Here is a 13963-nt window from a genome sequence, read left to right on the forward strand (position 1 = left end):
TTATACATATCCTGCTGCCTTATACGCCGCCAGCCCCATCCATTCTTTGAAGAGCTTCTGCCAAATCACTAATGCTTCGAGCTTGGGCAGCAGGTACGCGTCCAGGTAGTAGTGCTCCGGGTGCGAATAAAAGTCTGTCGTGAACGGTTCTAACGCCAGGCCCACCTTGCGGTAGCATGCCAGCGAACGGCGCATGTGGAAGGCCGAAGTGATCAGCAGGCAATCTTCCGAACGGTAGTGCAGGGAGTCGAGCAGCTTGACAACTTCCCGGGCCGACTCGGCAGTGTTACGGGTCTCATTCTCGATCAGGATATTGGTCGAGTCGACACCCATCATGATCATCGCTTTCTTAAACTTGTTAGCCTCCGGTTCTTCCTCCCGCAACAACATGCCGCTGCCGCCGCTGATCAGGATCTTTTTGATCAACCCCAGTTTATACAACTGTACAGTATGCGTTACACGGTCGGCGCCGCGCTGAAAGTATACCCGATCGTTGGGCGTGCGGAATGGGATGGTCGCACCGGTCAGTACAATGCCCAGCTCGTGCGGGCGCATGTCGGCGTAGGGTACGGTGTCGATCTCCCAGGCGTGCATGGCTTCATTGGCCAGGAAGCTGTTGCAGAAGAAGTATAGCAACCCGATGCCCGTCCACAACGAGATCTTTTTCCACCGGGCATTGCGCAGTACGAGCGCCAGCACCAGCAGGATAAAGACGATGGTCAACGGCATGACCAGGTAGCTCAGGGTCTTGGACAGAAAGAAGAACATAGCCTACGAAATGATATTACGATTTTTTATACAAAGGATTTGACAGGTTGCCCAGTCCCTCGATGACGCGACGCGGCACATCAAAGTACAACGTCAGCGCCAGTACCAGGCACATGGACCAGATTACCCCCATATTAAAATACAAGGTATCAATGTTCCGGCCGAGGAAGTGTTTGGCCGGCATGTAAAACTGTGCATCAAAGTCGATCTTATGCTCGGGATCCGGGTCTTTGTAGATCGGGAAGATTTTCTGCACAAGTTTACCCTCCACGGCGACAATGCGGTGCCCTTCCGAGATGTTCTTCACCAGGTCGGTAATGGCGTCGTTGTGATAAGCTTCGCGAAAGGCACTGAACGCAGCATCTTTCTCCGGTGTGTCGGTATAGCGCTTGACAAGCTGCTCGCGTTTATCGTCGGCCAGGTTGTAGCGTTTTATATAGAAATGTTTACGGGCATCGATGAAGCGCGATACTTCAGCATAGGTTGTCGAATCGAACTTGCCCAACACCAGTGCATCGGCAGCCCGAAGCGTCTGCCCCGCGGCTTCCAGCTCTTTGCCGACCTCGTGGCGGATCAGGGCCAGGTCAGCCGTGAGGCGGGTCCGTACGGCTTCGTCTTTTGACTCAAAGTTATTGAGCGCATACTGCAGCCGTGTTTCGAGCTCCGGCAGGTAATATACCTTCTTATAGTCGGCGCCCGCCATGGCTTTGTCGTATAGAAAGAACTCTTTCTCGAACGGGTTGTCTTTAAACTGGGTGACCATGGCGGCCTCAAAGGCCCACCGCGACGCCATCAGGTCACCGACAAAAGGAACCGTGGCAGTATTGCCAATGCTGGGATTGAGCTTGTCAAATTTCACCACTACCCCACTCAGGATCAATTGCGGAATAAGCAGCAGCGGAATGAGTATATAGATCGTCACGGCTGAATTAAAACCGGAAGAGATGTTTAGCCCCAACAGGTTGGCGAAGCAGGACGTGGTGAAGAGAATCAGCCAGTGGTTCAGGAACATGCCCTGGATCTCCAGGATATAATTGCCGACCAGCACAAACATACAGGTCTGAATGGCCGACAGCATAAACAGGATCGATATTTTCGAAAGGATGTAGCTACTGCGGCTCAGGTGCAGAAATGCTTCGCGCTTCAGAATTTTACGGTCGCGGATGATCTCCTCGGCGCTCACCGTTAGTCCCATAAACAACGCCACGATCACACTCATGAAGAGGTAGGCCGGGATGTTCAGGTTCTTGCCAAACACATAGCCGGCCAGCGAGGTATCGTCCAGGTTGTAGTATCGTACAATGAATGCGAGGATGAACGCCAGCAGCGGAGCTTCCAACAGGTTGATGATGAGGTATTGCTGGTTGTGCAGCTTGGCCTGCAGGTCGCGCAGCGAGAACAGGTGTGTTTGTTTGAGGCGCGTGGGAATATTCAGCGTCGAGTGCGGTACCTCCCGGGATGTTTCGACGGCAAAGGGCCGGTAGTTTTGTTTGAACACGGTGTTCCACTGCTCGGCGGTAATCTTGCGCTCGTTTGTGAAGTGGCCGTATTCGTTAATGACCTTTGTCTCGATGATGTTAAAGATCTGCTCGGGATTTACGTTGCCGCACGAATGACACTCGCCTTCGTCGCTGTTGACCAGGCTGATGCTGCGTTTGAAATATACCACGGCATCGACCGGGTTGCCGTAGTAGATCTGGTAGCCGCCGGAATCGAGTATGAGCAACTTGTCAAACATCTTAAAGATGTCAGACGACGGCTGATGGATCACGGCAAATACAAGCTTGCCTTTGAACGAAAGCTCTTTGAGCAGGTCGATGATATTTTCAGAGTCGCGCGACGACAGGCCACTGGTAGGCTCGTCGCAGAATAGTACGGCCGGCTCGCGCAACAGCTCCAGGCCGATGTTCAGGCGCTTACGTTGGCCCCCGCTGATGGTCTTGTGCAAGGGCGAGCCTACTTTCAGGTCTTTGGTTTGCTCCAGGCCCAGGTCTTCGAGTACGCGCAGCACCAGCGCATCGATCTCCGCTTCGGGTTTTGTGCTGAAGCAAAGCTTGGCGGCGTAGTATAAATTTTGGTATACGGTCAGGTCTTCAATCAACAGGTCGTCCTGCGGTACAAAGCCGATCACGCCTTCAACCTGTTGGGGTGACCGGTGTATGTCGATACCGTTGATCAGTACCTGGCCACCCGAGGGTTTTTCCGAGCCATTGAGCACGTGCAGCAAGGTCGATTTCCCGGCGCCGCTGGCGCCCATCAGGGCTACGAGGTTACCGGACTCTTCGGTTACGTTTACTTCCCGCAGGCCCAGGCGGCCGTTTTTGAATTTATAGGTCAGACCTTTGCCTTCGAATGACAGCCGCGGATAGCCGCCGAATTTCTTGAAGCGGTTGAGCAGGTCGCCATAGTATACCGGTTCATCTTTCTCCCACCGCAGCATGCTACCGACGGCGAGCACGGCGATCTTGCCGCTTTTGACAGGCACCCCGTTGAGGTACACATCGGTATTACCCAGGTAGCGTATGAAGTAGATCTCGACTTGTTCGATGTATACCACGGCCACGAAGCCGTTAAGCGCGGGGCGGTACAGGTGGTGGGCCTGTTGAAAAGTTCCCTGCCTGGAAGCGTCGATCACCAGGATGTGGTCGTGGTCCAGCTGGCGGGATTCGTTGCCCAGGACGAATGTTTTGATAGCATCGACTGACGCGGTCGACACTTTGAAGGCAGTGCCGATCGCCTGCACAAGCTCTTCTTCGCGTGCCGAGATGGCGCCATCAGCCTGTACAATGTTGATGAGCTCTAACAGGATGACTACCTTTTGTTTTTGGGTAAGCTCGGGGCTCACTTCGGCGCACAATGTTTGTACACGTTGGACGGTGGCCTGTAGGTCACCCGTTTGAGGCGGCAGGGCCTGCACGTATTCGTCGAACAACGCCAGGTACCGGGCTACGGCTGAGCGACTGATGTGATCTTCTACAAATGTGCGGATGTGTTCCCGCTCCTGGGACGTTACATCATCTTCTTTGGCTACCACGGCAAACAGCCGCAAAATGGCTTTCAGTAAAGGTTCGCTCATACGCTTAGGTTCGGTATACGAAGATAATCAAAGATGTGCTGCTAATAGAAGAGGACTGGTGTTGGCCAGTCCTCTTTGTATTCATTACGCTATGTACGCTAAGCTATTATTCAGTAATACCCTTTCTGAGCTTCTCTACGATCGAGGTAATTTCCACGAGGTTCTTGTCAGACAGAATCAGGTCACCGCGGTTTTCTTTGATCTTCTCTTCGATATTCAGTGCCGCATAAGCTTTTTCGAGCGCGGTCAGGTCGGCTACCATGGTCGTTACAGGCTCTGTTTGCTCTACTGTTTGAAGCATCTTCAACAGCTCGCTAACCGATTTCTTTTGTTCCAGTACCACGCGGGTGAGCGGGGTCAGTACCTGGATGCGCTGGTCGGTCGGCAGCAGGTTTTGGGGATAGGTTTTAATCAGGCCGGTAGAGATGTGCAGGCCTTCGATAAAGCTACCGGCTACGATGAGCGACGACAGTTTGTTACGGCTGTCATCCTTCAGGAAAATCTCTGTCTTTTTGATCGACTTATCCAGCAGGTGTGTCAGGGAATCTTTATTCGAAATGTTGGCTTCGAACTTCTTCAGGATCTCGCCATCAAAAGAACCGATAATGCCCAGGTTGTCGGCCAGCGTTTTGCAGGCGCCCAGGTAATCGATTGCTTCCTGCGTTTTATCGTATGATGTAAGGTAACCGATGTCGGCTGCATATACCCCCAGGTTAAGGGCTGCTTTATCCGTACGAGCAGCATACTGGTCCACTTTCGTGCGCGGATTCAGCAGTGACTCGTTAAATTCTGCACCAGTAGTCTGGAGCAGGTAGGGAATTTCAGAAGGAGAAGGTATATTATAAACCACTTCTTCAATCTGCTCTTTCAGGCTATCTTCCGGAGCCGTAAACTCGTCAGCATTGTTTTTCTTATCGGAAGAACCACCACAGGAGGCCAGCGTGACCGCCAACGCCCCACTCAAACAGAAGAAAATCAGTCGTTTAAATTTCATACACAGAAGCTTAGGTTTTTAGAGTTTCAAGTTTAACACATTTTTCAGTCCTTTAAAACGGACTGATTACAAATTCGGGTGATTTTTTCCGCCTTCGGTTACTTTTTTGTAAGTTTAGTGATGCACCCTCGAAATAGATGTTATGGCAAGACTAGTTGATAAAACAGTATTGATCGATGATAGCGACATTGATCTGTTCATCCAACGTAGATTCCTGGAGGTTTACAATTTCTCCAATCAACTGGTGCTCTACAAGTCGGCTGACGATGCGCTCGACTGGTTGCGGGGTCTCACGGAAGATGCCGCGCCCGATATTATCTTCCTCGACCTCAATATGCCTGAAACCGACGGTTTTGCGTTCCTGAAGACGTTTTCCGAGCTTCCGCAGGCCGTGCGATCCAAATCCAGGATTGTTGTTCTTACGAGCTCTAACAATCTCAAAGACCGCGAAGAGGCTTTCTCCTACGACAACGTGATCCAATTTATCACCAAGCCCCTCAAGCAAAAAGACATTGAAGAGCTGAAATTGATGATCGTGAAGGCGTAATTCCCGTCTTCTTTCCCGCTGCGGGGCTACCGATCCAGCCAATCCTTAAATTCCTGCACACGTTCCCGGGCCACGATAATGTCATTGTCCTGCGATGCCTTTAATACCAAGCGTAGTCGGCTATTGGTATAGCTGATGATGTCTTGAATAGCAGGCGCCGCCACCAGGTACTTCCGGCTAATACGAAAGAAACGTGCGGGGTCCAACAGTTCCTCTACCTGCTCCAACGTGTAATCCAGGATGTGGCTACGGTTGTCGGTCGTGCAACAGAAGGTGGTCTTATCCTGACTATAGAAATACAGAATGGTGTCCACCTCCACCGTACGCAGATGCTCCCCTACTTTGATCACAAACCGTGTTTTGTGCTTTTTGGTCAGGCCCTGAATGGTTTGTGAGAGATTCGTCAGCATGTGACGTGTATCGGACTCGTTTCGGTTTAGGCTGCGAAATTTGGTTAATGCCGCCCCGAGCTCGTCTTTGTCTACGGGTTTGAGAATGTAGTCGATGCTGTTGACTTTAAAGGCCTTTAGCGCATAGGCATCGTACGCCGTGGTAAAGATTACCGGCGACCTTACCTGCACCTGGTCAAAGATCATAAAGCTGATGCCGTCTGCCAGCTGGATGTCCATAAAGATCAGGTCGGGTGGCGGATTCTCCTCCAGCCAGGCCACGGCACGTTTGACGGTGTCGAGCTTGTCCAGTAGCACGGCCGTGGGCTCGAGGCTTTTTACGAGATTTTCCAGTCGTTGGGCCGCCAGGGGCTCGTCTTCAATGATCAATACCGTCATGTCGTTACCGGAATGATGGGGAGCTTTACTGTAAATTTATCGTTTTGAATTACCTCCACCGGCAATTTGGTGAGGAACTCGTAGCGGTGGCGAATGTTTTCCAGGCCCAATCCTGTGGATTCTTCGGGCAAGACCATCTTTTTCTGGAAGTTATTCTCCACCACCAGGTAAGCATCTTGCGCATATACCCGGACCGTGAGTGGATTTTCCTCGGAAACGATGTTGTGTTTGATGGCGTTCTCAACAAGCATCTGCAACACCAACGGGGGGACCATACTCTGTACACCCTGCAAACGAATATCTACCATCAGTTTATTGCCGAACCGCATTTGCTGTAAATACAGGAAGGCGTTGAGGAATTTTTCCTCCTCTTCGAGCGTGACCACTTCCTGGTTATGGGTGTCGAGCACGTAGCGATACACCTCCGACAGGTGTTTGATAAACTTGACGGCCTTGTCCTGGTCTTCGTATACCAGGTTGGAAAGTACGTTCAGGGTATTGAACAGGAAGTGCGGGTTGACCTGGCTCTTCAGGTTTTCATACCGGGCCGCGATGTTCTCTTTTTGCAGACGTTCGGTGTCGATCGCCGACTGGCGCCAGCCCAACAGAAAGGCACGTCCATGCATGAACAGGGAGATGACGAGTGTAAAGCCGATGGTATAGTAGGCACTGTTCCCGAATTTGACATCAAACGTACGGAGGTAGATGACATTTAATAAATACATGGCCAGTGTCGTGTAGGCAACCGTCACCAGTAATCCGACCAACACACGGCGTATGGGATACTCGAGCCAGGAGATCTTGAGTGACACGGCGTCTGCCAGGTACGAATTGCCTTTGAAAAGCAGGATCCACGAAAAGCCGGTAAAAGAGGCAATAATCCAGAATCGTTGTGTTTGAATGTCACATGCGCGGCAGCTCAGCCCGGTATATGTCATCACAAATCCGATCAGCAGCAGGATCGCCATGTCGCGTAACTCAAGCAATATGATCTTTCTGGTCAGTATCATTCTTTACAGGTACCCTGCAATTTTTCCGCCATGGACCGCCCCCATTGTGGCGCCAGCGGATTTGCAGGCTGGAAGGTAGCAAACTTTTCTGTAGCGCTCCGCGCGTTGGCGCAAGCTTCTGCGGTGGATGATCCGAAGAACTGCGCCATGCCGTATTGCATTTGCGCCAACAACGCGAGGGCCCGGGGGTTTTCGGGATTCAACGCAACGGCACGGGCCAGTGTCTGTGTAGCCTGACCGGCATACTGTTGCCCGCGCGAAGCCGGGTCAATGCTTACGCGCATCATCAGGATAAAACCTTCCAGCGCCACGACTTCCGACTCCTGCGGTACCAACGCGCTGGCGTGCGCCAGGGCTTTCGATGCCAGGTCGAGGTAACGATCTTTTTGGAGCTTGTCGTTTTCGTAGTTCATCATCATGACATAACCAAAGGATGTATAGTAGTACGGTTCCCAGCGAGTCTTCTCGGCCGTCGCGATCCGCTCCAGGGCATTCACAGCATTTTGCAGCGGCGGCACGGTATCGGCTGTATAGACGGTACGGATATGCGGCTGCATCGCGGCCGTGTAGCGGTCACCCTGGGCGACGGCAGGTTGCGTGATGTTCCAGGCGAGCAGGGCGATGAGATAAAGATGTAGATGTTTCATAATCGTAAGGGGTTATAAGCGTGTATCGTTATTTAGAGTGTTGGCAGCTGGTTTACGGATTTGTCTTTGGACAGCGTCAGGAAGATACCGACGAACAAAAAACGCGGTGCCGCCTGGCGTACGGGGCGACTGTTGTAAAAACCGTCCCCCGTAGGCGTGTCGCTATAGGTATAGCCAAAGATGTTATCGCGGCCCAGCACGTTGGTACAAGAGAAATATACAATGAGGTAGGGTTTGGGCAGGTAACTCCAGTTCAGGCTCAGGTCGCTATAGTACGGTGTACGTTCGCTGTTGAACGATGTCTTGTTGGGGTTGTTGTAGGGACGGCCGCTGGTATAGGAATAGGTAGTGCCTACCTGGCTTTTCAGGGGCTCGATAAAATATTTTACTACCAGCGAGGCGTTGTGCCGGGAGGCAAAGGCGGGCATGGCTGATTCCGGGTAGTTCAGGTAGTTGCGCCGTGTATCGAGAAAAGAATATGATACCCAATAGTCCACGCCACGCACCGTTTCATTGTCGCGCCAGAAAAGCTCTACCCCCTGCGCGCTGCCGCGGCCGGTATTGTTTAATTGTGTTGGCTCGGTGGTGCCGGTATATTTTACCAGGTCGCGGTAGCGCTTGTAGTATGTTTCCACGCGAAAGGTTCGCCCACCGGTGACGTGTTGATAGTTCAGGATGTAGTGCTCAGCCTTCTCGGCCTCCAGGTTGGCGTTCAGACGTACCCATGTATTGTTCGCCGTTTGCCGGAAGATGCCATAGGCCAGTGATACCTGTCCGACGTTGCCCGTCTTGTAGGCCATGGACAGGCGCGGGTCTACGGAAGTCTTGCCCGTTAATGTATTATACTCGCCGCGTGCCCCGGCGCGCGTGACAAACCGGTTGCTGGCGTACACGTCGGCTTCTGTGAACACGGCGATGCACGTCTCGTCAAATGCCCGGATGGCGGTGGGCATGCCTTCTGTGTGAATATCCTGGCTGTAGCGGCGTTGCAGCACTTCAGCGCCGGTTTTCAGCTCTACCTTGTCGGTAAGCGAGCCTTCGAATACCGTCTTGGCGTGAACACCTTTTTCTGTTTCCAGCGTTGCCGTGGTGCCGGCGTGAGAATCGTTTTGCTGGTAGGTATAGGCGGCGCCACCGCGTACCGTCCAGCGCTCGCTCAACACATCTTTGTAGAAGGCGTTGATATAGCGGTAGTCATTTTGCAAGGCATAGGCAACCCGGCTGGCGGGGTTGTCGATATCGTGTTCATACAACGAGAAATCGGTGCGGCTCATGTTGCCATATACTTTCACCATGCCGGTCTTGCCTACCTCGTGGCGGAAGGCGCCGACGCCTTCCCAGGATGCAGGTGGCGTTCGCCAATCGATCTCCTGGTTTATTAAACCGAAGTAGGGACGGATGTTGGTGTATTGCAACTTACCGGCTACCGAACCACGTTCCCAGGCTTGTGTATGCGTCACGTCGCCACCTACCGATAACAACCCGATGTCTGTGCGCGTCATCTCGGCTTTGTCGCGCGAGTCCAGCACCAGCGCCGAAGACAACGCCTGGCCGTACTCGGCGGAATACCCGCCGGTGCTAAAGCTGGTGCCCTTAAACATAAAGGGCAGGAACCGACCGCGGGAGGGTGTATTGGGTGCGGCAGGTCCGTAGGCATCCAACACCAACATGCCGTCGATGAATGTTTTGGTTTCGTTGCCATCGCCGCCGCGTACAAACAGGCGACCGCTCTCGCCGACTTTTTGTGTTCCGGGCAATGTATTCAGGGCGCCTGCAATGTCAGCCGTCGCGCCGGCTGTGGTAGCGATATCAATCGCCTTGAGTACGGTGCGGCGTGACTCGTCGCTGGCCATGAACGAGCCGGCCGTGATCTCCACCGCGTCCAGCTCGTTGATCGTTTCTTCGAGCGCGGCGTGTAAGACCACGGGCCTTCCTGCCAGCACTACCTCTTGCTCGAAATCTTTATATCCTACGTACTTAACGACCAGCTTGTGCGTGCCCGTTTCGAACGTCTCGAAGCTGAATGCGCCTTCATTGTCGGTGGTGGCACCATCGTAGGTACCGGCCAGGATTACATTCGCCAGAGGTATTCCCTGACCTTGCCGGTCGGTTACACGACCGGCAAGTTTGGTTTGTGCGAGGGCAGGCAGCATGATGATGAATAGCAGCGGAGTAAAGAGTAGTCGCATGGTCATTTGGTAAGCGTTGTGAGCTGCATTGTTATTTCAACAGGGCGTCGATGCGGGTCAGATATTCCTGCGTGTTTGCTTTCATTCCTTCCAGGTGGCCACCACTATAAACCAATAGATTCTTGCGGCCGGCGGCATTGCTGTAAAGTACTTCGCCTTGCGCAAAGGGTACCTCTTTGTCTTCCCGGCTGTGCACGACCAGCACCGGTACCGTCTTCAAAAACTTCACATCTTCTTTCGCGGCATACGGCATCGGGATTTGACGGATCATGGCGTGATGCTCTGCCGGCGCATACGCCAGGGCAATATCCGTGAGCGAGCTCATACCGCCCTCCAGCACCAAACCATTTACCTGTGTACTCTGGTTGCGGGCCAGGTGTGCGGCGATCTGCGTACCCAGCGATGTACCGAACAGCAACAGCTTCGTGCCTTTTACATCGGGGCGGTTCACCAGGTAGTTGAAGACAAATTCACCATCGGCTGCTACGGAGGTATGGGTGGGCTTGCCGGTGGATTTGCCGTAGCCACGGAAGTCGATCATGAATACCTGATAGCCATGCTCTACCAGCGGCTTCGTGATAAACACATACGAGGTGACATTGCCACCGGCACCGTGCAGGAACAGAATGGTGCCCTTCGGCTTACCGGCTGGTTTTAAAAAGATAGCACTCAGTGACACGCTGTCGTGCGGCAGTGTCACCTCTTCGTAGGGCACGCCGTCCAGGGACTTCCATTCTTTGACGGGGAAGTAAAAACGTTCGTCCATTTGCGCCTGCGCAGCCGTGGTGATGAAGAAGACAAAGACGAGGAGGATCAGGAGTCTCATAGGGCTATGTGTTTTGGATTTTTCCGTTGATTATGATCCAAAAATTCACGTTTGAGGCCTCCTTCTCAAAAAAGTGTTACCGAACTGTCGGACCGGCGCGATCAACTGTAAAATCCCCGCACCGGGCGTTCATCCCTTCGGGCGAAGCGGGCGAGAAAGCAGGTTGCTGGCGGGGCTACGATACACCGCGGGCGGGGCAGGATTCGCCGGCAACAGGCCCTTACAGTACCAGGAATTCGTTTATTTTTGCCGTTCGTTATTAATAGATTCTTCAAAAATGGCCGATTACAGTAAAGACGAGATCAAACGCATTGAGCAGAAATGGCAGGAGACGTGGGCAAAAACCGGGGCTTACAAAGTCTCGAACGACACTTCCAAGCCCAAATACTATGTGTTGGACATGTTCCCCTACCCTTCGGGCGCGGGTCTTCACGTAGGGCACCCGCTCGGCTACATTGCTTCAGACATCGTCTCGCGCTACAAGCGCATTCAGGGCTTCAATGTGTTGCACCCGATGGGCTTTGACGCATTCGGACTTCCTGCCGAACAATATGCCATCCAAACGGGGCAACACCCGGCGGTAACGACGGCCAAAAACATCGAGACCTACAAACGCCAGCTGCGCCAAATCGGCTTTTCCTATGACTGGGACCGCGAAGTTCAAACTTCCGACCCCGCCTACTATCAATGGACGCAGTGGATCTTTATGCAGCTGTTCAACAGCTGGTATAACAAAAAGTCGCGCACCGTGCATGGCCAACCGGCACCGGACGGCGCGGCCGAACCGATCGAGACCCTGATCGCTGCCTTTGAGAAACAGGGCAATCAGGGTGTTGAAGCGGTATGCGACGACAACGCCCAGCCTTTCACCGCGGCGCAGTGGCAAGCCTGGGATGCCCGGGAACAAGAAAATGTTTTACAACAATACCGCATCGCGTATCTGAGCGAGACAATGGTGAACTGGTGCGCGGCGCTGGGCACCGTATTGTCGAACGATGAGATCAAAGACGGTGTGTCGGAACGTGGGGGCTACCCGGTGGAACGCATCAAAATGATGCAGTGGAGCATGCGGATCACGGCGTATGCCGAGCGCTTGCTGAAGGGACTGGACACCATTGACTGGCCCGAGCCTGTACGGGAAATGCAGCGCAACTGGATTGGTAAGTCGACGGGTTGCGAGCTCGACTTCCCGGTGGCCGGCTCGGACGAGACCATCCGCGTGTTCACCACGCGCATCGATACCATTTACGGCGTGAGCTTTATGGTGCTTGCGCCGGAGCACGAGCTGGTCGAGAAGATCACCACGGCGGAGCAACGCGCGGAAGTAGACAAGTATGTAGAGGTCGCGAAGAATCGTAGTGAGCGTGACCGCATGAGTGAGGTCAAGCGCATCTCCGGCGCCTTTACCGGCGCGTATGTGATCAATCCGTTTAACCAGGCTAAAGTGCCTGTGTGGATCGCCGACTATGTACTGGCGGGATATGGTACCGGCGCGGTCATGGCCGTGCCATCGAGTGACACACGCGACTACGCTTTTGCCAAACACTTCAACCTTCCCATCATTGACGTGCTGGAAGGTCCGACCAGCGACATCACAAAAGACAACTTCGACCCCAAGTCGGGTAAGATGATCAACTCTGATTTTCTGAACGGCTTGCCGTGGAACCAGGCGATCGAGAAGGCACTGCAGAAAGTAGAGACGCAGGGCATCGGCGTACGGAAGATCAATTTCCGTATGCGCGACGCGATCTTCGGTCGGCAGCGTTATTGGGGTGAGCCGTTCCCGGTATATTTCGAAGACGGTATACCCAAGCTGGTCGCGGAAAAAGATCTGCCGGTGACGTTGCCGGAGATCGATGCCTATAAGCCGACGGAGACGGGCGAACCGCCACTGGGGCGCGCGAAAGACTGGAACTATAATGGCTTCTCCTACGAGCTGACGACGATGCCCGGTTGGGCTGGCTCGAGCTGGTACTGGTTCCGGTATATGGATCCTCAAAACAACAAGGCTTTTGCCAGCCGGGAAGCGATTGACTATTGGCAAGATGTAGACCTGTATATGGGCGGCTCCGAGCATGCCACAGGACACTTATTGTATTCACGCTTCTGGTGTAAAGTATTGAAAGACCTGGGCTATGTGAAGTCGGAAGAACCTTTCCGCAAGCTGATCAACCAGGGACATATACAGGGTGTTTCCAAACTGGCTTACCGGGTCAATGGCACGAATAAATTTGTTTCCTATAATCTGCGCAAGCAATATGAAGTAACGCCCCTGCACGTCGATGTAACCTTTGTCGACGGCGATGTACTGGATATTGAGAAATTCAAAAACTGGCGTGACGATTTGAAAGACATCGAGCTGATCCTGGAGAACGGCAAATATCTCTGCGGCTCGGAAGTCGACAAGATGTCGAAGCGTTACTACAACGTGGTAAACCCCGACGACATCGTCAGCAGCTACGGTGCCGATACATTGCGCATGTACGAGATGTTCCTCGGTCCGCTGGAGCTGTCCAAGCCGTGGAACACGGCCGGTATTGATGGCGTCTATAAATTCCTGCGCCGTTTCTGGAACCTCTTCCATGATCAGCAAGGCAACGTCGCGGTGAGTGAAGAAGAACCTACACGCGACGAGCTGAAGGTGGTACACAAGACCTTGAAGAAAGTTGCCGAAGACATCGAGCGTTTCTCATTCAACACCTCTGTGAGCGAGTTTATGATCTGCAGCAACGAGCTGAGCGCGCTGAAATGTAACAAGCGTGGTGCGCTGGAGCCGCTGGTCATTGCGTTGTCGCCGTTTGCTCCGCACATCAGCGAAGAGTTGTGGAGCAAGCTGGGGCATACGGAATCGATCCTGAAGACTACGTACCCGAAGGTGGACGAGCAATACCTGACGGAAAGCTCGTTCGAGTATCCTATTTCGATCAACGGCAAGGTGCGGGTGAAGATGAACTTTGCGCTGGATGTGCCTGCGGGAGAAATGGAGAAGGTGGTGATGGCGTCGGAAGCGGTGCTGAAATGGACAGAAGGCAAGGCTCCGAAAAAGGTCATCATTGTGCCGGGGCGGATCGTGAACATCGTGGTTTAGTAAAAAAAGCCACGACATTTCCCTATTTTT

The 13963-nt window shown here is 53.2% G+C and carries 10 protein-coding genes; 2 read left to right on the forward strand and 8 right to left on the reverse strand.

What is annotated here, in order from left to right; genetic code table 11:
• The 3 genes from K7P01_RS02455 to K7P01_RS02465 all read right to left on the reverse strand — a co-directional run bounded on the left by K7P01_RS02455 (nucleotide 1) and on the right by K7P01_RS02465 (nucleotide 4838).
• Nucleotides 1–768, reverse strand: a complete 768-nt coding sequence (locus K7P01_RS02455; RefSeq protein WP_267289466.1) for a YdcF family protein — start codon at nucleotides 766–768, stop codon at nucleotides 1–3.
• Between the two features lie 16 nt (nucleotides 769–784).
• The gene (locus K7P01_RS02460) at nucleotides 785–3844 is read right to left on the reverse strand and encodes an ATP-binding cassette domain-containing protein (RefSeq protein WP_267289468.1); all 3060 of its coding nucleotides are present in this window, start codon (nucleotides 3842–3844) and stop codon (nucleotides 785–787) included.
• A 106-nt stretch (nucleotides 3845–3950) separates the two neighbouring features.
• Nucleotides 3951–4838 (reverse strand): hypothetical protein, encoded by an 888-nt coding sequence (locus tag K7P01_RS02465; RefSeq protein WP_267289470.1) that lies wholly within the window; start codon nucleotides 4836–4838, stop codon nucleotides 3951–3953.
• 142 nt (nucleotides 4839–4980) lie between these two features.
• Here K7P01_RS02465 and K7P01_RS02470 point away from each other — a divergent pair, with 142 nt between their 5' ends.
• Nucleotides 4981–5385, forward strand: coding sequence for a response regulator (locus K7P01_RS02470; protein WP_267289472.1), 405 nt, complete (start codon nucleotides 4981–4983; stop codon nucleotides 5383–5385).
• Nucleotides 5386–5411: 26 nt separating this feature from the next.
• Here K7P01_RS02470 and K7P01_RS02475 read toward each other — a convergent pair whose 3' ends face one another.
• The 5 genes from K7P01_RS02475 to K7P01_RS02495 are packed head-to-tail and all read right to left on the reverse strand — an operon-like array spanning nucleotide 5412 to nucleotide 10845.
• Complete coding sequence (locus tag K7P01_RS02475) at nucleotides 5412–6173, reverse strand: LytR/AlgR family response regulator transcription factor (protein WP_267289474.1); 762 nt, start codon at nucleotides 6171–6173, stop codon at nucleotides 5412–5414.
• Complete coding sequence (locus K7P01_RS02480; RefSeq protein ID WP_267289476.1) at nucleotides 6170–7183, reverse strand: sensor histidine kinase; 1014 nt, start codon at nucleotides 7181–7183, stop codon at nucleotides 6170–6172. Before K7P01_RS02480 ends, K7P01_RS02475 begins: the two co-directional genes overlap by 4 nt.
• Nucleotides 7180–7830: a tetratricopeptide repeat protein gene (locus K7P01_RS02485; RefSeq protein ID WP_267289478.1), complete on the reverse strand. Its 651-nt coding sequence runs from the start codon at nucleotides 7828–7830 to the stop codon at nucleotides 7180–7182. The genes K7P01_RS02480 and K7P01_RS02485 overlap by 4 nt, the downstream gene beginning before the upstream one ends.
• Before the next feature lie 32 nt (nucleotides 7831–7862).
• Nucleotides 7863–10019, reverse strand: coding sequence for a TonB-dependent receptor (locus K7P01_RS02490; protein WP_267289480.1), 2157 nt, complete (start codon nucleotides 10017–10019; stop codon nucleotides 7863–7865).
• 31 nt (nucleotides 10020–10050) lie between these two features.
• Complete coding sequence (locus K7P01_RS02495) at nucleotides 10051–10845, reverse strand: alpha/beta hydrolase (RefSeq protein ID WP_267289482.1); 795 nt, start codon at nucleotides 10843–10845, stop codon at nucleotides 10051–10053.
• A gap of 277 nt (nucleotides 10846–11122) precedes the next feature.
• Between K7P01_RS02495 and leuS the strand changes: the two genes are divergently transcribed.
• Complete coding sequence (gene leuS, locus K7P01_RS02500; protein WP_267289483.1) at nucleotides 11123–13933, forward strand: leucine--tRNA ligase; 2811 nt, start codon at nucleotides 11123–11125, stop codon at nucleotides 13931–13933.
• The last annotated feature ends 30 nt before the right edge of the window (nucleotides 13934–13963 follow it).

Source organism: Parachryseolinea silvisoli (assembly GCF_021190955.1).
Taxonomy (GTDB): domain Bacteria; phylum Bacteroidota; class Bacteroidia; order Cytophagales; family Cyclobacteriaceae; genus Ohtaekwangia; species Ohtaekwangia silvisoli.